This window comes from Rhodococcus sp. GB-02, assembly GCF_053470465.1.
This window is the reverse complement of sequence record NZ_JBPUKE010000003.1, coordinates 548,884-568,361: the sequence shown is the minus strand read 5'-3', so window position 1 is coordinate 568,361 and position 19,478 is coordinate 548,884. Positions and strand designations below refer to the sequence as shown.

General features: G+C 62.9%; 19 protein-coding genes. 13 read left to right on the top strand and 6 right to left on the bottom strand.

Annotated elements, in window-relative coordinates:
* The first annotated feature begins 1 nt into the window (after window position 1).
* The 5 genes from ACSW29_RS23045 to recX all read left to right on the top strand — a co-directional run bounded on the left by ACSW29_RS23045 (window position 2) and on the right by recX (window position 4,885).
* Window positions 2-1,552: a glycerol-3-phosphate dehydrogenase/oxidase gene (locus ACSW29_RS23045; RefSeq protein WP_448278382.1), complete on the top strand. Its 1,551-nt coding sequence runs from the start codon at window positions 2-4 to the stop codon at window positions 1,550-1,552.
* A 12-nt stretch (window positions 1,553-1,564) separates the two neighbouring features.
* On the top strand, window positions 1,565-2,728 hold the full coding sequence (locus ACSW29_RS23040) for a glycosyltransferase (RefSeq protein ID WP_448278381.1): 1,164 nt from the start codon (window positions 1,565-1,567) through the stop codon (window positions 2,726-2,728).
* Window positions 2,729-2,780: 52 nt separating this feature from the next.
* Window positions 2,781-2,975, top strand: a complete 195-nt coding sequence (locus ACSW29_RS23035) for a DUF3046 domain-containing protein (protein WP_003942185.1) — start codon at window positions 2,781-2,783, stop codon at window positions 2,973-2,975.
* A 288-nt stretch (window positions 2,976-3,263) separates the two neighbouring features.
* Window positions 3,264-4,301 carry a recombinase RecA gene (gene recA, locus ACSW29_RS23030; protein WP_007735170.1) on the top strand — a complete coding sequence of 346 codons (1,038 nt, stop codon included), beginning with the start codon at window positions 3,264-3,266 and terminating at the stop codon, window positions 4,299-4,301.
* 8 nt (window positions 4,302-4,309) lie between these two features.
* Window positions 4,310-4,885 (top strand): recombination regulator RecX, encoded by a 576-nt coding sequence (recX, locus tag ACSW29_RS23025; RefSeq protein ID WP_230817141.1) that lies wholly within the window; start codon window positions 4,310-4,312, stop codon window positions 4,883-4,885.
* Between the two features lie 101 nt (window positions 4,886-4,986).
* Here recX and ACSW29_RS23020 read toward each other — a convergent pair whose 3' ends face one another.
* From ACSW29_RS23020 to gluA, 4 genes are all read right to left on the bottom strand, one after another.
* On the bottom strand, window positions 4,987-5,883 hold the full coding sequence (locus tag ACSW29_RS23020; RefSeq protein ID WP_448278380.1) for an amino acid ABC transporter permease: 897 nt from the start codon (window positions 5,881-5,883) through the stop codon (window positions 4,987-4,989).
* Entirely contained in the window at window positions 5,880-6,560 is a 681-nt protein-coding gene (locus ACSW29_RS23015; protein WP_230817143.1) for an amino acid ABC transporter permease, read from the bottom strand. Before ACSW29_RS23015 ends, ACSW29_RS23020 begins: the two co-directional genes overlap by 4 nt.
* Window positions 6,561-6,658: 98 nt before the next feature.
* Window positions 6,659-7,495 (bottom strand): glutamate ABC transporter substrate-binding protein, encoded by an 837-nt coding sequence (locus ACSW29_RS23010; protein WP_020907523.1) that lies wholly within the window; start codon window positions 7,493-7,495, stop codon window positions 6,659-6,661.
* Between the two features lie 126 nt (window positions 7,496-7,621).
* Complete coding sequence (gene gluA, locus ACSW29_RS23005) at window positions 7,622-8,350, bottom strand: glutamate ABC transporter ATP-binding protein GluA (RefSeq protein WP_283303996.1); 729 nt, start codon at window positions 8,348-8,350, stop codon at window positions 7,622-7,624.
* Between the two features lie 231 nt (window positions 8,351-8,581).
* Here gluA and miaB point away from each other — a divergent pair, with 231 nt between their 5' ends.
* Complete coding sequence (gene miaB, locus ACSW29_RS23000) at window positions 8,582-10,129, top strand: tRNA (N6-isopentenyl adenosine(37)-C2)-methylthiotransferase MiaB (RefSeq protein ID WP_448278549.1); 1,548 nt, start codon at window positions 8,582-8,584, stop codon at window positions 10,127-10,129.
* On the top strand, window positions 10,126-10,716 hold the full coding sequence (locus ACSW29_RS22995; RefSeq protein WP_230817144.1) for an Rv2732c family membrane protein: 591 nt from the start codon (window positions 10,126-10,128) through the stop codon (window positions 10,714-10,716). The genes miaB and ACSW29_RS22995 overlap by 4 nt, the downstream gene beginning before the upstream one ends.
* Window positions 10,717-10,829: 113 nt before the next feature.
* On the opposite strand, the gene ACSW29_RS22990 is transcribed toward ACSW29_RS22995, so the two are convergent.
* Window positions 10,830-12,215 (bottom strand): DUF349 domain-containing protein, encoded by a 1,386-nt coding sequence (locus ACSW29_RS22990; RefSeq protein ID WP_230817145.1) that lies wholly within the window; start codon window positions 12,213-12,215, stop codon window positions 10,830-10,832.
* Between the two features lie 139 nt (window positions 12,216-12,354).
* Here ACSW29_RS22990 and ACSW29_RS22985 point away from each other — a divergent pair, with 139 nt between their 5' ends.
* The 6 genes from ACSW29_RS22985 (at window position 12,355) to ACSW29_RS22960 (ending at window position 19,130) form a co-directional block, all read left to right on the top strand.
* Entirely contained in the window at window positions 12,355-13,101 is a 747-nt protein-coding gene (locus tag ACSW29_RS22985) for a class III extradiol dioxygenase subunit B-like domain-containing protein (protein ID WP_448278379.1), read from the top strand.
* Window positions 13,089-14,024, top strand: coding sequence for a tRNA (adenosine(37)-N6)-dimethylallyltransferase MiaA (miaA, locus tag ACSW29_RS22980; RefSeq protein WP_317828576.1), 936 nt, complete (start codon window positions 13,089-13,091; stop codon window positions 14,022-14,024). The genes ACSW29_RS22985 and miaA overlap by 13 nt, the downstream gene beginning before the upstream one ends.
* A 304-nt stretch (window positions 14,025-14,328) precedes the next feature.
* Complete coding sequence (dapF, locus tag ACSW29_RS22975; protein ID WP_317828575.1) at window positions 14,329-15,198, top strand: diaminopimelate epimerase; 870 nt, start codon at window positions 14,329-14,331, stop codon at window positions 15,196-15,198.
* 75 nt (window positions 15,199-15,273) lie between these two features.
* Window positions 15,274-16,749 carry a GTPase HflX gene (gene hflX / locus ACSW29_RS22970; RefSeq protein WP_230817149.1) on the top strand — a complete coding sequence of 492 codons (1,476 nt, stop codon included), beginning with the start codon at window positions 15,274-15,276 and terminating at the stop codon, window positions 16,747-16,749.
* The gene (locus ACSW29_RS22965; protein WP_448278378.1) at window positions 16,742-17,749 is read left to right on the top strand and encodes a hypothetical protein; all 1,008 of its coding nucleotides are present in this window, start codon (window positions 16,742-16,744) and stop codon (window positions 17,747-17,749) included. Before hflX ends, ACSW29_RS22965 begins: the two co-directional genes overlap by 8 nt.
* 55 nt (window positions 17,750-17,804) lie before the next feature.
* Complete coding sequence (locus ACSW29_RS22960; RefSeq protein WP_448278377.1) at window positions 17,805-19,130, top strand: alpha/beta hydrolase-fold protein; 1,326 nt, start codon at window positions 17,805-17,807, stop codon at window positions 19,128-19,130.
* Window positions 19,131-19,169: 39 nt separating this feature from the next.
* Here the strand turns inward: ACSW29_RS22960 and ACSW29_RS22955 are convergent, their stop codons facing one another.
* Window positions 19,170-19,427: an HPr family phosphocarrier protein gene (locus tag ACSW29_RS22955; RefSeq protein ID WP_003942144.1), complete on the bottom strand. Its 258-nt coding sequence runs from the start codon at window positions 19,425-19,427 to the stop codon at window positions 19,170-19,172.
* Window positions 19,428-19,478: the final 51 nt, after the last annotated feature.

Here is a 19,478-nt window from a genome sequence, read left to right as displayed (position 1 = left end):
TGTGAACCCTCGAGATTCAGCAGGCAGTGATTCAGCAGGCAGCGATTCAGCTCTCAACGCACAGCGGCGTACGCGTGAGCTCGAGCAGTTGGCGAACGGCGATTCGGTCGACGTCTTGGTAATCGGTGGCGGAATCACGGGCGTCGGTGTTGCTCTCGACGCCGTGACTCGTGGGTTGAGTGTTGCGCTGGTCGAAAAGCACGACCTCGCGTTCGGCACCAGCCGCTGGAGTTCGAAACTGGCACACGGCGGCCTTCGGTACCTTGCTTCCGGCAATGTCGGCATCGCCCGTGAAAGTGCGGTCGAGCGCGGAATTCTCATGACGCGCACCGCTCCGCACCTGGTTCGCGCCATGCCTCAACTCGTACCGCTGTTGCCGGAAACGTCGTTCTTCGGCAAGGCCCTGGTGCGCACCGGCTTCCTGGCCGGAGACGCTCTGCGCATGTCGGCGCGAACCCCGGCGTCGGTGCTACCCAGATCAAGGACGGTCAGCGCTGCTCGCGCTCGCGAGTTGGCCCCTGCGGTCAAGCAAGAGAATCTGCGCGGCGCCTTGACTGCGTTCGACGGGCAGCTCATCGACGACGCCCGTCTTGTCGTCGGCATCGCGCGAACCGCGGCATCCCACGGCGCGCGAATCCTGACGCGTGTCGGTGCGTACGACGTCTCCGGGACATCGGCCACCTTGCGCGACGAGTTGACCGGGTCCGAATTCTTGATGCGTGCCCGCGTCGTGATCAATGCGACCGGGGTGTGGGCTGATCAGGTCGACTCCAGCATCACTCTTCGCCCCAGCCGCGGAACGCACCTGGTGCTCGACGCGGCGCGATTGGGTAACCCCACGGCAGCACTGACTGTGCCGATTCCCGGCGAGACCAACCGTTTCGTCTTCGCCCTACCCGCACAGCTCGGCCGGATCTACCTAGGGTTGACCGACGAAGCAGCGCCGGGGCCAGTGCCCGACGTGCCGACGGCGTCCGAGGAAGAGATCGACTTCCTGCTCAGCACTGTGAACACGGCGTTGGAAGTTCCGCTGACACGTCAGGACGTTCTGGGGACTTTTGCGGGTCTGCGCCCCTTGCTGGACACCGGTGAAGGCTCGACTGCCGACCTCTCCCGCAATCACGCTGTTGTTCGTTCGGCTTCGGGCTTGGTCACGGTTGTGGGCGGCAAGCTCACGACGTACCGCAAGATGGCCGAAGACGCTGTCGACACTGCGGTCGAGGTCGGGTCGCTGAGCGCCGGTGTATGCCGGACACGCGCGTTGCCGCTGGTAGGTGCTGCATCGGCGGCGGATTTGAAAAAGATCAAGGCTCCCGCCTCCCTCGTGGCGCGATACGGCACCGAAGCGGAGTTCGTTGCCTCCGCGAGCAGTGATCGTCTTCGGACGGTTGCGGACTTGGAGATCTGCGGCGCCGAGTTCGATTTCGCCGTATCGCACGAAGGTGCCCTCGATGTCGACGACGTCCTTGATCGCAGGACCAGAATCGGATTGGTGGCTTCGGATCGCGAACGCGCACTGGGTGCGGCAGAACAGGCGTTTCACTCGGTGTGACACTCTGATCCGGTGCGTGTAGCCGTCGTTGCCGGGCCGGACCCGGGTCATGCTTTTCCCGCAATAGCGTTGTCGCTGGCGTTGATCCAGGCCGGCGACGACCCCATCCTGTACACCGGGACCCGGTGGGTGGAGGCAGCGCGAGCAGCGGGCGTGGAAGCGGAGCCTCTCAAGGGATTGGCCCCGCGGCCGGGAGACGACGATCTTGATGCAGGCGCTCGGATTCATTCGCGCGCCGCCTATATTTCCACCGAACTGCTTCCCGACCTGAAATCCGTCTCCCCGGATCTTGTCGTCTCCGACATCCTTACTGCCGGAGGTGGATTGGCCGCGGAACGGCTGGGCATCCCCTGGGTGGAACTCTCGCCTCACCCGTTGTACTCACCCTCGCGCGGTCTGCCGCCGATCGGCAGTGGGCTCGCGCCCGGCGTCGGAATTCGCGGTCGACTCCGGGACACCCTGATGCGCGCAGCGACGGGACGTTCGATCAAGCAAGGGTTGGCCCAGCGCTCACAGGCCCGTGTAGGTGTCGGGCTGCCCGCTCTCGATCCCGGTCCCCATGCGCGGTTGATCGCAACACTTCCGGCACTGGAAGTGCCTCGCCCCGACTGGCCGGAGCACGCACACGTCGTCGGCCCGCTTCTGTGGGAGCCGACCGAGGTGATTCTGGATCCACCGCCAGGTGACTCGCCGCTGGTCATGGTGGCGCCGTCCACGGCACACACCGGCGCAGTGGGAATGTTCGAGGGAACGGTCGAAGGCCTCGACGGAGCCGGTGTCAGGCTGATCGCATCGATACTCGAGGGAGCAGAAGGCGAGCAGCCTGATTGGGTTCGTGCAGGTCTCGGACGTCAGGACGCGATGCTGCGCGACGCGGCGGTGTTGGTGTGCGGCGGCGGGCACGGCATGTTGGCGAAGGCCTTGCTGGCCGGAGTGCCGACCGTCGTCGTTCCCGGGGGCGGGGACCAGTGGGAGTTGGCCAATCGCGCTGCGCGGGCAGGCACGTCGGTGATCGTGCGGCCCGCAGATGCCCAGTCGATTCGCGATGCCGTACTGCAGGTGCTCTCCGACAGGCGATTCGCGGAAGCTGCGAAGTCTGCTGCAGCGACTGCGTCGCAGGTCACCGATCCGGTGGCGGTGTGCCGACAGGTGGTCAACGGTGGTGTGACGGCATGAGCATGTTGCGCCTGAATGCAGGTGCATCGCTCTGTGGACTACGGTGGCGGCTGTGCGGTTGACCGAATTTCATGAAATGGTGCGCGAAGAGTTCGGGCAGGTACGAGGTGACTCGATGCTGATCGATCATGTACTCCAGAGTCTCGACGGAATGACTGCCGCGGAGGCCGTCGAAGCAGGCTGGGAGCCTCGCGAAGTGTGGCGCGCGCTCTGCGTGGAGTTCGACGTACCACCCGCCCGTCGCTGAATTTTCGGCGTGTCGAACGTCTCTCATCTTCTGTTCGAACACGTGTTCGTCTATGCTGAACCTGTTCGGTGGTGACGCTCCTTTCGTAACTGCGAACTTTCGATGTTCTACGAACGCGGTGACCTACAAACGCGGTGATCGACAAGCGCGAAAGCAAGATCGAAAAGTCTGTCGGTGGCCGGATCTACTCTGATCGCAACACACCAACAGGGTCGGCTCAGGCAGGCGCTGAAGAGACGGAGTCTGCTCAGGCAGGCACTGAAGACTGAAACAAGGATGGGGATCACGATGGCACCACAGGCACCTGATCGGGACAAGGCACTCGACCTCGCGTTGGCGCAGATCGACAAGAACTTCGGCAAGGGTTCGGTGATGCGCCTGGGTGAGGGTGTCCGCCAGCCCATCGCCGTCATTCCCACCGGTTCCATCGCGCTCGACGTCGCGCTGGGTATCGGCGGTCTGCCGCGTGGCCGCGTCATCGAGATCTACGGCCCGGAGTCCTCGGGTAAGACCACCGTGGCACTGCACGCGGTTGCCAATGCTCAGGCCAACGGCGGCATCGCGGCGTTCATCGACGCGGAGCACGCACTCGACCCCGACTACGCAGCCAAGCTGGGTGTCGATACCGACGCGCTTCTGGTCTCGCAGCCCGATACGGGTGAGCAGGCTCTCGAGATCACCGACATGCTGATCCGTTCGGGCGCCCTCGACATCGTCGTGATCGACTCCGTGGCCGCTCTTGTTCCTCGCGCCGAGATCGAAGGCGAGATGGGTGACAGCCACGTCGGTTTGCAGGCTCGACTGATGAGCCAGGCGCTGCGCAAGATCACCGGTGCCATGAACAACTCGGGCACCACCGTCATCTTCATCAACCAGCTTCGCGAGAAGATCGGCGTGATGTTCGGTTCTCCCGAAACCACCACCGGTGGTAAGGCACTGAAGTTCTACGCTTCGGTTCGCCTCGACATCCGTCGTATCGAGACTCTCAAGGACGGTACCGACGCAGTCGGTAACCGCACTCGCGTCAAGGTCGTCAAGAACAAGGTCGCTCCGCCGTTCAAGCAGGCCGAGTTCGACATTCTCTACGGCCAGGGCATCAGCAAGGAAGGATCGCTCATCGACATGGGTGTCGAGCACGGGTTCATCCGCAAGTCCGGCTCCTGGTACACCTACGAAGGTGACCAGTTGGGTCAGGGCAAGGAAAATGCTCGTAAGTTCTTGCTGGAGAACACCGATATCCGCGACGAGATCGAGAAGAAGATCAAGGAAAAGCTCGGTATCGGTGCTGACGTCACTGCAACCGACGAAGCTCCCGCTGACTTCTGAGTTCAGTCATGAGCTTCGACGATGGTGACAACGGGGAGAATGCTCGTGAAGAGTACGGCGCGCCTCGGCGTCGATCCCGTCAACGATCCGAGAAGCCGTCGCAACGCGCGGAAGGTGGGACGGAGGCGCAGGCCAAAGATGCTTGCCTACGCCTCCTGACCGACCGGGCGCGCAGTCGTTCCGAACTGGAAACAAAGCTGAGCGGGCGCGGTTTCGAACCCGAGATCATCACGAGCGTTCTCGATCGGCTCCAGGAAATTGGTTTGATCGACGACGCAGACTTCGCGAACCAGTGGGTTCATTCGCGGCACACGTACTCGGGCAAGGGAAAGCGCGCCCTGGCAGTCGAATTGCGGCTCAAAGGCATCGACCAGGATGTGGCTTCCGAAGCGCTCTCACAGATCGATCCGGAAGACGAGCGCGAGCGAGCAGCGGAGCTGGTCCGGCGGAAGCTGAAGAACAAGCCCGTCGATGATCGTGACAAGGTCACGCGCCGACTGGTGTCGATGCTCGCACGTAAGGGATATTCAGCGGGGATGTCGTACGAGGTGGTCAAAGCCGAGATGGCTGCTGCTGAATCGTAGGCAACAAATACCGTAGGCAATAAATACCAGGAGCGGGGTGTGTCACCGAACTCGGTGACACACCCCGCTCCTCGTGTCAGTGGAACATCGGGTCGATCAGCTCACGGCTTGGTCAAGTCCATGCCCGGAACCGAAACGGCTGGGTCGGCGGACGGCGCCGCGATGGGGCCCTTGCCCTTTCGCTTTCCCGAACGCAGGCGCTTCTCCACCTTGGTTGCCAGGAAGGTCAAAGCGGAGTTGAGTGCGATCATGATCGCTGCGACCACGATGAGCGCCGGCAAGAAGTTTCCGTAGAAGGTGCCGAGCTGTTGCGCCTGACGCACCAACTCGACATACCCGATCAGGTAACCGAGGGCCGAGTCCTTCAGCGCCACGACCATCTGCGAGATCAGTGCCGGGAGCATGGCGGTAACGGCCTGGGGGAGCAGGATTGTCACCATGATCTGCGTCTTGCGCATGCCAAGTGCCTTGGCGGCCTCACTTTGCCCACGGGGGAGCGAGTTGATTCCGGCGCGGACGATCTCGGCGATCACAGAACCGTTGTACAGCGTCAAGCCCACCACGACTGCGGCGAGTGCGAGGTACTTCGACTTGAAGACTTCGTATTCGGCAAACACCTGATACGAGAAAATCATCAGAATCAGCACCGGCACCGCGCGGAACAATTCGACGATGACGCCGCAAATCTTCCGAATGATGTTGTGCTCGGAGAGCCGACCGATACCCAGCGCAGAACCGAGGATGAGCGCGAAGACGATGGACATCGCAGCCGCGACCAACGTGCCTCGGATACCGGGTATCAGATACGTTGTCCACGAGGTGGATTCGAGGAACGGATCCCACTTCGCTGCTGTCAGCTGGCCCTTTTCGTCGAGCGCGCGGTAGATGACGTACCCGATTGCCACCATGAGTGCGGCGACGACAAGGGACGCGAATCGGTAGAGATTTCGCGCTCTCGGACCGGGCGCGTCGTAGAGAACTGTTGCGCGGTTGCTCATCGTGAAACCTCGAATCGCTTGCTCAGCTTGCCGAAGATCAAGCCCATGGGAAGTGTCAGGATCACGAAACCGACAGCGAAGATTCCACCGACGACGAAGATCGCGGCTTCGTTCTCGATCATCTTCTTCATCAGCGCTGACGCTTCGGAAACGCCGATCACCGCGGCGATGGTCGAGTTCTTGGTCAGTGCGATCAGCACGCTACCCAGCGGTGCCGTGACCGCGCGAAAAGCCTGAGGTAGGACGATCAGCCGAAGATTTTGTGCAAACGACAGACCGAGTGATCGGCCCGCTTCGGCCTGGCCGACCGAAACGGTATTGATTCCCGATCGAAGTGACTCACACACGAACGCGGCGGTGTAGACACTGAGGCCGAGTACGGCGAGTCGGAAGTTGTTGTCTGTCAAGAACGTCGGTGAGTCCGACTTGGCGAGGTTGACTCCGAGCGTCTGCGACAGACCGAACAGGCAGAACAGCAGAATCAGTGTCAGGGGGGTGTTTCGGAACACGGTCACGTACGCGGTACCCAGGAATCGGGCGACCGGGACCGGTGACACGCGCATGGCCGCAATCAGGACACCGATGATGACGGCGCCGATCGCGGAGAAGAACGTCAGCTGGATCGTGGTCCAGAAGGCTTCCAGAATCTGGTCGCCGTACTTGCTCAGAAGGTTCACTTGCCGTCTCCCCAGATCACGGGATCTCCGTTGGTGGCGTCACGCGCTGCGGCTCCCGAAGTGGGGAGCCGCAGCGAGATTGACGGTGAAAAAGCAGGTCAGTAACGATCAACGGTGGGCGGTGCTGGGATGGGGTAGCCCGAAGCGCCAACGGTGTTGTTGAAGGCTTCTTCCCATGCGCCGGTGGAGATCATCTTCTCGATGGCGTCGTTGATCTTGCCGCGACCCTCGGAATCGTCCTTGGCCAGGCCGACGCCGTACTTTTCGGTCGTGAACGGTTCTCCGACGACCTTCAGCTCGCCCGGGTACTGGGCAGCGTAGCCGGCGAGAATGATGTCGTCGGTGGTGACAGCGTCGACAGCGCCGTTACGCAGGGCCTCGACGCAAGCGGAGTAGGTGTCGAGCGGCTGGAGCTGGACGTCCTTGGCGTAGTTGTCCTGGATGTTCTGCGCCGGAGTCGAACCCGACACCGAGCAGAGCTTCTTGCCACCGGTGAGCGAGTCGGGGCCGGTGATGTCGGTGTTGTCGGAGCGAACGAGCAGCGACTGGCCCGCGATGAAGTACGGGCCGCCGAAGCTGACCTTCTCCTTGCGTGTGTCGGTGATCGAGTAGGTGGCGACGATGTAGTCGACCTCGCCGTTCTGGATCAACGTCTCGCGCTGGGCAGAAGGTGATTCCTTGAACGTGATGCCTTCGGGCTTCACGCCGAGTTCGTTGGCGATGTACCGGGCTACCTCGACGTCGAAACCGGAGAAGGTGCCGTCCGGATTACGCTGACCGAGGCCGGGCTGATCGAACTTGATGCCGACGGTGAGGGTGCCGTCGGAAGCGCTCTCGGTGATCGACTTGTTCTCCTCGCCGCCACCACAGGCGGTGGCAGCGAACGCGATAGCCATGATTCCGATTCCGAAACGGACGGAACGATTGATCTTCATGAAGATCCTCTCGGTTGTCGACATGCAAACGGTGCAGTCGAGATGAAAAGTGCAGTCGAGCCAGTTGTCTTGTGGACGAGAGCAGGACTGTGTCGGAGGGGGGACTGTGTCGGAGGGGGACTGTGATCAGTGAGTGAGGATCTTGCCGAGGAAGTCCTTGGCCCGATCCGACTTGGGATGGGTGAAGAACTCTTCGGGCGTGGTGTCTTCGACGACCTGACCGTCAGCCATGAACAGCACACGATCGCCGGCCTTACGCGCGAAGCCCATCTCGTGCGTGACCACGAGCATGGTCATGCCTTCCTTGGCGAGGGAGGTCATGACGTCGAGGACCTCGTTGACCATCTCGGGGTCGAGAGCGGAGGTGGGCTCGTCGAAAAGCATCACCTTGGGCTGCATCGCAAGAGCGCGAGCGATCGCGACACGCTGCTGCTGGCCACCGGAAAGCTGTGCCGGGTACTTGTCAGCCTGATTGGCGATACCGACGCGTTCGAGCAACGCCTGCGCCGTCTTCTTGGCGTCGTCCTTCTTCGCCTTGCGGACCTTCATCGGTGCGAGCATGACGTTCTCGAGGATCGTCTTGTGTGCGAACAAGTTGAAGGACTGAAAGACCATCCCGACGTCGGCACGAAGTGCGGCAAGTGCTTTGCCCTCCTCGGGGAGCGTCTTGCCGTCGACGGCGATGGTGCCCGAGTCGATGGGTTCGAGGCGATTGATGGTGCGGCACAGAGTCGACTTACCGGAGCCCGACGGACCCAGGACGATCACCACTTGGCCCTTGGGTACCTCGAGATTGACCTCTTGCAGGACGTGAAGTTCCCCGAAGTGTTTGTTCACCGAGGTCATCGAAATCATGGATGTGGAATCGCCGGAGGTGGTCGGCGTCGTCGCATCGTCGGCTTGGGTCATAAACGAGAACCTTAGGCGTAGTTTGCGTCGACGCCCGTGATTTCGCCATGGTTCTTGCCATATGTAATGGAAATTTTACTGTGACGACGGTTATGTCGCGTTTCGGCTGTTTATCAGGGCGTTATTACACGTCGTAGTGGACGTGAGCTAGGCTGAAGCGTGTCACTGATCGACGAAATGTCCCCTGCACTTCCGGAGCCGACTGCAGTTCCGGAGCCGACTGCGACGCCTGTTCGCACCTACGAGGTGCGGACGTACGGCTGTCAGATGAACGTCCACGATTCCGAGCGACTGTCCGGTCTGCTCGAGGACGCCGGGTATTCGAAGGCTGAGACCGGAACCGATCCTGACCTTGTCGTCTTCAATACGTGTGCAGTGCGTGAGAACGCGGACAACAAGTTGTACGGCAACCTCAGCCAGCTCGCCCCGAACAAGGAGGCGAACCCCGACATGCAGATCGCCGTCGGTGGATGCCTGGCTCAGAAGGATCGTGACACCGTCGTCAAGAAGGCGCCGTTCGTCGATGTTGTCTTCGGCACCCACAACATCGGCTCGCTTCCCGCGCTGCTCGATCGTGCGCGTCATAATCAACGTGCCGAAGTCGAAATCCTCGACGCACTCGAGGCCTTTCCGTCGACACTTCCGGCAAAGCGTGAATCTGCCTACGCGGGTTGGGTTTCCATCTCGGTAGGCTGCAACAACACGTGCACGTTCTGCATCGTTCCGGCCCTGCGCGGCAAGGAAGTGGACCGTCGTCCCGGAGACATTCTGGCCGAGGTTCAGGCGCTCGTCGACGAGGGCGTCTCCGAAGTGACCCTGCTCGGGCAGAACGTCAACGCCTACGGCGTGTCGTTCGCCGATCCGGAGCAACCGCGCGATCGCGGCGCCTTCGCCTCCCTCTTGAAGGCGTGCGGACACATCGACGGTCTCGAACGTGTGCGATTCACATCCCCGCACCCGGCGGAATTCACCGACGACGTCATCGAAGCGATGGCAACCACTCCTAACGTCTGCCCGCAACTGCACATGCCGCTGCAGTCCGGCTCGGACAAGGTTCTCAAGGCGATGAAGCGCTCGTACCGCAAGTCGAAGTACCTCGGGATCATCGAGAAGGTGCGCGCCGCAATGCCGCACGCCGCCATCACCACGGACATCATCGTCGGGTTCCCGGGGGAGACGGAAGAGGATTTCGAGGAGACTCTGGACGTCGTGCGCAAGGCGCGATTCTCCAATGCCTACACCTTCCAGTACTCCAAGCGCCCGGGTACGCCGGCGGCCGAAATGGCCGATCAACTACCCAAAGAGGTTGTCCAGGAACGCTATATGCGATTGCTCGCGGTTCAGGAAGAAGTGAACATCGAGGAGAATCGCAAACTCGTCGGCACCGAGGTGGAACTGCTGGTGGCAGCCGGGGAGGGCCGCAAGAACGCAGCGACGCAGCGACGCAGCGGTCGTGCGCGCGACGGCAGACTGGTTCATTTCCGACCTGAGGGAAACCTCGACGGCGCAATCCGACCCGGCGACGTGGTGACGGTCGTCGTCACCCACGGAGCCCCCCATCACCTCGTGGCCGATGACGGGGTGCTCACGCACCGTCGGACGCGCGCCGGTGATTCGTTCGAAAAGGGCATCACACCCAAGACCCCGCCCATCGGCGTAGGTCTCGGTCTACCGAAGATCGGTGCCCCGGCCCCACAACCCGTCCAGATGGGATGCAACGCATGACCTCGCAACACGAGAACAAGACACCACAGCCGGGCGACGACGCCTTCGAGGGCTACCGCAAGGATCTCGACGACGCGGAACGCAAGGTCGCGGGAGAAATCGATCCGGGTGCGCGCGCCATGGTTGTCGCGGTTGCGGTGCTCGTGCTGGTCGGCACCCTTGCACTGCCCCACGCCGGAGTGGCGAACGGTTGGGATGTGCTCGCGTACAACCAAGACGCGGAAACCGAACGGATTGCACTGTTCTCACGCTTGTTCGTGTGGTTCGTCGTCGTCTTCGGCATCGGATTCTCGATGCTCGCGCTGGTCACGCGGCGTTGGAGTCTGGCCTGGGTCGCACTAGCCGGCAGTGCCGTGGCGAGCGCCCTCGGAATGATGGCTGTCTGGTCCCGTCAGACCATTCCTGCCGGTTTCAACGTGGCGGGACCGTCGATCGGGCTGATCATCGGATGGTTTGCCGTGGTGTTCTTGACATTCCACTGGCTCAAGGTGGTCTGGACACGAACCAACATTCAGCTCGCTGCCGAGGAACAACGCCGGATCGCTGCGGCTGAAGCCGAAAAGCATCAGGAATGGAACGTCGGCTGACACAGCGTAGCCCTGCCGAACCGGCGGACCGCCCACCCAAAGCGCACAACAACGCCGGCTGACCCCTTTCGGAGTCAGCCGGCGTTGTTGTCGATGAACTCGTTTGTTGTCGACTACTCGTTGACAGCGCTCTCGGCTGCTTCGGCCCACTCGCGCCACTGCTTTGCCTGAGCGAGAGCCTTCTCGGCGTCCTTCGTCTTTCCGGCAGCCTGAGCCTTAGCAGCCTGCTCCTCGAACTGGCTCACCCGCTCCTTGAACTGCGCGACGCGGGCCAGCGCTTCCGGATCGGTACGCCGCCACTCGGCGTCGACGGCGTCGCGCACCTTGGTTTCGATGGCCCGGAGCTTCGCTTCGAGTTCCTGCATTCGATCGCGCGGAACCTTGCCGATCGCGTCCCACTTTTCCTGCAGGTCGCGAAGCGCTGCGCGAGCGTTCTCGAGTCCGTGTGCCGGATCGATGTTCGCGTTCGCAGCGAGCAACTCTTCCTTCGCGACTGCGTTCTGCTCGAATTCGGCGTCGCGCTCGGATGCAGCAGCGTTGCGGGCGGCGAAGAACACGTCCTGAGCGCCCTTGAATCGCTTCCACAGGTTGTCGTCGGCCTCGCGCGGCGCGCGGCCGGCAGCTTTCCACTCGCTGAGCAGATCGCGGAATTCTCCAGCGGTCTGTCCCCATTCGGTGGAGGTCGACAGCTTCTCGGCGCGCTCGACCAGTTCTTCCTTCGTCGAACGGGCGCTCGCACGATCGCGATCGAGTTCCGCGAAGTGGGCTCCACGTCGTCGGTTGAAGGATTCACGAGCCTTCGAGTACCGCTTCCACAGTGCGTCGTCGACCTTGCGGTCGATTCCGCGAATCGTCTTCCACTCGTCGAGAATCTCGCGCAGTCGATCACCCGCGGTCTTCCACTGGGTCGACTCCGAACCGATCTGTTCGGCCTCGACTGCGAGGGCCTCCTTGCGGGCGGTGCTCGCCGCGCGAGACTGTTCCTTCTCTTCCTTCGCGTGCGCCGCGGCCTCGTCGGATCCGGCGATGATCACGTCGAGCCGGCGGGCCAAAGCGTCGAGGTCACCGATCACGGCGGCGGTCGAGAGGGATTCGGACAGAGCGATAGCGGCAGCCTTGGTTTTCTTTGCGTCTCCGGCGCCCGACGTCAGTCGCGCCTCGAGTAGCGAGACCTCGGTCGCGAGGTCGTCGTAGCGACGACCGAAATGGGCGAGGCCCTCGGTGGCGTCGCCGGCCTGCCACGAACCGATCTGACGTTCACCGTCGGCGGTCTTAACCCAGGCGGTGCCGTCGTCCTCGACGCGGCCGAACTTGCTCGGGTCGCTGGTTGGTGCAGCGGTGACGGCATGCGAGGCCGCTGGACCGGGGCGAGGTGCTCCGGGGCGGGGCGCACCGGGGCGTGGTCCACCAGGTTTGGGTGCTCCGGGTTTGGGAGCAGCCGGGCTCGGGCTGGCCGAACTGCTGTCGGCGCCGGTGGTGGGTTCACTGTTCTCGGTCATCGGTCCTCGTCTCTGCCGCGCGTCACGGCTGCCTGATCGCATTCCTGGTTCCATTGAACCCGGTACTCACGTTCTCCGACTATTGAATCAGGTAGAAGGGCGTGAGGTCGCCACCTCGGGGTCGACTAGCGTGGCAACTGTGTTGACTTCCGCTGTTCTCGTCCCCTCGGCGCCGTTGCTCGTGCCGGAATTGTCCGGTGATTCGGCCGAGGCCGCCCAGGTGCGCGCTGCGGCATCGGCCGCCGTGCGCCAGCTGTCTTACGAGGCAGTTCAATGGGTAGGCGTCGGTGTCGACTCCGAGAATGCAGCTGAAGAACTCTGGCGAACTGGCGTCGGACGTGAGCGGATCGGGACTTTCGCGGGATTCGGCGCCGATGTCCGGACGTCTCTGGACGCGGATGCTGCAGGCGAACCGGTGCCATCCCTCGAACTCTGCGCCCTCGTTGCCGGCTGGCTGCGTGCCCGTGCGGGTGTGGAGATCACCGTCGACATGCACGCTGTCAGCCCGGAGGCGTCTGCGAGTGAGTGCCGCGAATTCGGGCATCAACTCCGCAAGCAACTCGACAGCGACAACCGACCGCAGGGACTTCTGATCGTGGCTGACGGTGCATCCACATTGACGGCAAAGGCGCCGGGAAGCTTCGACGAGCGCGCTGCGGGCGTGCAATCGATCATCGACGATGCCCTGGCTGCCGGTGACCCGGAGGCACTTCTTGCTCTCGATCCGCAGCTTTGCCGGAGTGTGGGAGTTCAGGGGCGTGCGGCATGGCAGGTCCTGGCCGGTGTCTTCACTGACTCGCCCCGATCAGCTCGTCCTCGTTCGACGGTCGACTACAGCGGTGCGCCGTTCGGCGTCGGCTACCACGTCGGGACGTGGCGGCCGTGAACGTTCCTGAAAGACTTCGCCCGATTGCAGTTGTTGGTCCGACGGCGTCGGGAAAGTCCGATCTCGCATTGGCGTTGGCCGAGGAATTCGGCGGCGAGATCATCAACATCGACGCGATGCAGCTCTATCGCGGCATGGATATCGGGACGGCGAAACTGACGCTCGCCGAGCGCCGTGGGATTCCCCATCACCTGCTCGACGTTCTCGACGTGACAGAGACCGCCACCGTCGCGCGTTATCAAACCGACGCGATCGCGATCGCCGAGAACCTGATCGCGGCAGGCAAGGTTCCGGTGATCGTCGGCGGCTCCATGATGTACGTCCAGTCTTTGCTCGACGAATGGTCCTTTCCGGCAACGGATCCCGACGTTCGTGCAAAGTGGGAAGCGGTGCTGGCCGAGGGTGGGGTCGATGCAGTGCACGCGGCGCTCGTTGCTGCCGATCCGGTCGCGGCGGCCTCGATACTGCCGACGGACGGTCGGCGGATGGTTCGGGCGCTCGAAGTCGTCGAACTGACAGGTCAGCCCTTCGCGGCCTCGGCGCCTCAGATCGGTGACCCTCGTTGGGGAACCCGCATTCTCGGTGTGGATCGTGACACCGAAGAACTCGACGCCCGGATTCGCTTGCGAACGGAGCTGATGTTCTCGGGCGGACTTGTCGATGAGGTTTCCGCACTTGTCGAGCAAGGATTGCGTGAGGGCGTCACAGCGCCGCGAGCGATCGGCTACGCGCAGGTGCTCGCATATTTCGACGGTGATTATGATCTGGCCGAAGCGCTCGAACGGACGTTCATCGGGACGCGGCGCTACGTTCGCCGCCAACGATCGTGGTTCCGTCGTGACACCCGCGTGCAGTGGCTCGACGGTGGCGATCCGGAGCTAGTCAACTCCGCCTTCGCGGCCCTCGCAGATCGCGGTCTGTAACACGGTCGACGACGTGGAGGGCGACGATCAACGGGAAGATCGGGACATGCTGGTAGCCGACACGTCGTGGCGCGGGTTGGCTACCAGTGCTTCTTCTGCTTGTCGCTCTTCTCGCAGTCGGCGGGTGCCGATCTTTTTGTGAACACAGTGGCGATCAGACCTGGATGCGCGTGCCGACATCGTGACCTGTCGGGGGCGAGGTGGTGCCTGACCCTTACTGCCGTCCGGATTCACGTACGAACAGAACGGTGGTCACCGCGTTACGCGCGTAGGACGGTCGGTACGTCCGGATAGGATGGCGACCATGGACTTCAGTAAGGGCCACGGCACGCAGAACGACTTCGTTGTTCTCCCTGACCTCGACGTTCGGATCGATCTCGAACCGGCGCGAGTTTCAGCGTTGTGTGATCGTCAGCGTGGTCTCGGCGCCGACGGCATCCTCCGTGTTGCACGGGCAGGCGCACTCGCGGACGCGGGCGTGCTCACCGCGCTCCCGGACGGCGTCGCTGCCGAAGACTGGTTCATGGACTACCGCAACGGCGACGGATCCACCGCGGAGATGTGCGGAAACGGCGTTCGTGTGTTTGCGCACTATCTCAAGGCCTCCGGCCTGGAGAGCAAAGACGAGTTCGTGGTCGGCAGCCGCGCGGGAGCGCGTCCGGTTGTGGTGCACAGCTACGACGCCACACGCGGCGACGTGACCGTGGCGATGGGCCCGATCAAGGACCTCGGCACCAGTTCGGCAACAATTGACGGCCGCGTCTTCTCCGGTGTCGGCATCGACGTCGGCAATCCGCATTTGGCGTGTGTCGACGAGCATGTGACTGCAGAGGTTTTGAGTGCACTCGATTTAACTGTCTCTCCGGGCTTCGACCCCGGGTTCTTCCCACACGGGGTCAACATCGAGATCGTGACACCGATCCACGACGGTGGGGTCCACATGCGCGTTCACGAGCGCGGTGTGGGCGAGACTCGTTCCTGCGGAACCGGGACGGTCGCAGCTGCGGCTGCGGCGCTGAAGTACGACGGCCGCGAGGAGGGTTCGGTCCTGGTGCGCGTTCTCGGCGGAGAAGTGCAAGTCACCGTCGAAAGCGGAGAAGGGTCCTTGCGAGGGCCCTCGGTTCTGGTGGCGAGCGGAACGATCAGCGACGCCTGGTGGAAATCGCTTGTGTGATAACGCCCGCGTGAAATACGCCTGCAGGAAATACGGATGCATCGTGCCCGGGTTTCGTGGGACCATGGATCTTGTATGACGAACACACATGAAAACGAAGAGTCCACCGCTCACGAGCAGTCCGAGTACGCGCAGGCCGAATACACGGCAGCGTCCGCATCGGACAACCCGTCGACCGGTGAGATGCAACTCGCAGATCGCGGCGCCCTGCGGCGCGTGGCCGGTCTGTCTACCGAGCTCGAGGACGTCACCGAAGTCGAGTACCGCCAGCTTCGACTCGAAAGAGTTGTCCTGGTCGGCGTCTGGACGCAGGGAACCGCCGAGCAGGCTCAGGCGAGCATGACCGAGTTGGCCGCACTTGCCGAGACGGCCGGCTCCGAGGTCCTCGAAGGACTGGTCCAGAGGCGCGACAAACCCGACGCTGCCACATACATCGGTTCCGGCAAGGCGCAGGAATTGCGCGAAGTCGTGTTGGCGACCGGTGCCGACACCGTCGTCTGCGACGGTGAACTGACGCCGGCGCAGCTCACGGCGCTGGAGAAGATCGTCAAGGTCAAGGTCATCGACCGTACGGCTTTGATTCTCGACATCTTTGCCCAACACGCCACCTCGCGTGAAGGCAAGGCTCAGGTCGCGTTTGCTCAGATGGAGTACATGCTCCCGCGTCTGCGTGGTTGGGGCGAGTCGATGTCTCGCCAGGCCGGTGGCCGCGCAGGAAGCAACGGCGGCGTGGGTCTTCGTGGTCCGGGTGAAACCAAGATCGAGACGGACCGTCGCCGTATCCGTGAGCGCATGGCAAAACTGCGCCGCGAGATCAAGGGCATGAAGGCTGCTCGCGACACCAAGCGCACACGTCGACTGCAGAGCGACATCCCGTCGATCGCCATCGTCGGATACACGAATGCGGGCAAGTCGAGTCTGCTCAACTCGCTCACCGGATCCGGTGTGCTCGTGGAGAACGCGTTGTTCGCCACGTTGGACCCGACAACCCGACGCGCTGCGCTCGACGACGGCCGCGAGTACGTACTCACCGATACGGTCGGTTTCGTGCGGCACCTTCCGACCCAGTTGGTCGAGGCATTCCGCTCGACTCTCGAGGAAGTGACCGACGCGGATCTGCTGCTCCACGTCGTCGACGGTTCGGATCCGTTGCCGACCGAGCAGATCAAGGCTGTACGGGAAGTGGTGACCGATGTTCTGCGCGAGACGGATTCGAAGGCTCCGCCGGAGTTGATCGTGGTCAACAAGATCGACGCGGCAGATCCGGTTACCTTGACACAACTACGTGGTCTGCTGCCGGGTGCTGTGTTCGTCTCGGCGCGGACCGGCGAGGGAATCGCCGAACTGCGAGCACATCTCAGCGAGGTGCTGGTTCGGCCGGAGGTCGAGGTCGACGTGCTGGTGCCGTATACGCGCGGTGATCTGATGGCTCGAATCCACTCGGACGGAACGATTTTGGAATCGACTCACGAAGAGGCGGGAACGCGGGTGCACGCACGCGTGCCGCAGATGTTGGCCTCGGCTTTGGTGGAGTTCGCGCCTAGTGCGTAGTTTCGGCGCAGTGGTCTCGGCGCTTGCCGTGACCACTGCGACTGTGCTGCTTCCCGGAGCACTTGCACAGGCCTCGTCGTTCGAACCGAGCGAGTTCGCTCCACTCTGTACACCTACTGATCCTGCGCTCCAGGAGTTGTCGGGGATGGTCGTCGTCGACGATCGGATCTACGCGATGGGCGACAGCGGCAGTGACGACTACGTGTTCGAGATGGATCTGAACTGTGTTGTCCAGAAACAGATTCCGGTCCCGATCGACCCCTACGACGTCGAAGATCTTGCGGTCAGTGATCGGACGCTCGTTCTGTCGGACACCGGCGACAACCTCCGAACCCGCGAAACAGTGGCGTTCATCACGATGGACCTCGATTCAGGCGCCGGTACGTTGCACCGCCTGACGTACCCGGACGGTGCACACGACACCGAGTCGATTCTGCTCGACCCCGACGGCCATGTCTTTGTCGTGACCAAGGAATTGTTCGGCGAAAGCAGTGTCTACACACCGGTCGGGGATCAGAAATTGAGTGACTTGGCGCAGCCTGGCCCGACACCGCTCGAGCACGTCGGAGCCGTGTCCCTCGGACCGGAGAGGCCTGTGTCGGTGATGTTCACCGGGGGAGCGGTCTCATCGGACGGTTCGGCGATCGCACTTCGAAGTTACTCCGATCTGTACCTGTACCAGGTCGTGGACGGCGGAATCGGCGCGACGCTCACCGGTACCGAACCCCTGCGGATCCCGCTCCCGGCGGAGCCTCAGGGTGAGGCGGTGGCATTCAACAACGCGGGCGATGTTCTGATCGGATCGGAATCTGCCGGTGGAGCGTTGCCGCCGGTGCACGTGATGCGCGCGCTCGTGGACGCGACGGAAGCGACGGCTGACTCGTCTGGCGATTCGGTCGGCGTCGGGGTCGATCCGTGGACATTCGTGTGGGCTGGACTGGTCGCGGCAGGATGTGCGCTCGGCGCCGTGGCGTTCGCGAGATCTCGACGACGCCGCTGATTCCCAAATATTCCACGAATTCGCAGACCGCCGGTAGATGTGGATACTGGAACGAATGCACGGGCATCAACTCCTGACGCGGCTCTCGCGTATGTCACTCGAGCACGGACACATCACCGCAGCGCTGCTCGTGGGTTCCGTCATCGTCGGCGTGGGCACGCTGCTTCTGCTTCGTTGGTTGTCGCGTCGGGCGGTGCTATTCGCGCTGGGTCTGTCAGTGGTTGGATCCGCCATCGGCGCGATGTTCGTGTGGCTCAGCTTTCGGCCGTTGCCCGCGCAGTTACCGGCGTCGAGTTTTGTGTGGATAGCGCTTGCGATATTCGGAGTCGTCGGCGCCGCGCTCGTTCTCCTTCGGCGCCCAGGGCTTGCGCGTGGCCTTTCGCTGACGGCATTCGCCGGGCTGGCAGCGATCGTCGCAGTGGGTCAGGTCAATGCCCAGACCGGCACCTATCCCACACTCGGCTCACTGGTCGGGCACTGGCCGGTCGGCTCAGTCGAGAATGTTGCCTTCGATTCGCTCCCCGGGGCCGAACCTTGGGTGCAACGGGGACTACCCACCGAAACTCATTGGCAGGTTCCGGTGCGGATGCCGAGCAACGGTGTCGTGACGGAAGCGGTGATTCCGGGAGACATTTCGGGATTCGACGCGAGGCCTGCGACGCTGTATCTCCCGCCGGCCTATCTTGCCGATCCGCGTGCCGAGTTGCCCGTCCTGGTGTTGGTGGCGGGTGAGCCCGGGAGCCCCAGCGACTGGCTGGACAGTGGCCGGCTCGCGAGCACCGTCGACGCCTATGCGTCGAGGCATTCCGGGCTTGCTCCCGTGGTGGTCGTCCCCGATGCATTGGGGGACTACGACGCCAACCCCGGCTGCATGGATTCTGCGCTCGGCAACGTCGCGACCTATCTGGACCAGGACGTCCCGAACTGGATCGAATCGAACCTTCAAGTGAATCCGGACGCAGCTCAATGGGCCATCGGCGGGTTTTCCTACGGTGGAACCTGTGCGATCGAGATGGCCGTGAACTTCCCCGACCGATACCCGTCGTTCCTGGACTTCTCCGGCCAGGACGAACCGTCGACCGGTGATCACGAGGACACCGTGGCTGCGATGTTCAATGGCGACGAAGACGCGTTCGACGCGGTCAATGCCCGCGACCTGATGGCGCAGAATCGGTATCCGCAGCTGTCGGGTGTGTTCGTCGCGGGTGAGGACGACGACATCTACCGCCCGCAGCAGGAGATCATGTTCGAGGCTGCGCGTGCCGCCGACATGAACGTGGACTACTACACCCTTCCCGGTGGGCACTCGGGTGATGTGTGGGGCACTGCGCTGGAACTCGAAATGGACTGGCTGGGCCGGACACTCGCACTGACTCGATGAGAGCGTCCGGCCCGGTACACAGCACCGGCGGAAATCGGGTCAAGCGTCCAGATCAGCGGCTACCAATTCGGCGACCTTGGCGAGCGCGTCGGCGTCGTCGGATTCGATCGTGACCTCGGTGTCCTTGGCGGCTCCGAGCGTCATGATCATCAGTGCCGAACCTGCATCCACGGGTTCGCCGTCGGCAACTGCGAGGGTGACCGTGGCGCCGGAGGCTCCGACTGCTTCGGCGATGAGGGCGGCGGGACGGGCGTGGAGGCCGACTGCGGAACCGACGGCAACTGTCTTGCTGGGCATGGAATCTCCTCGTTGTAGAGCTGTCGTTGCGGACGTTTTGGGGTGGTCGGG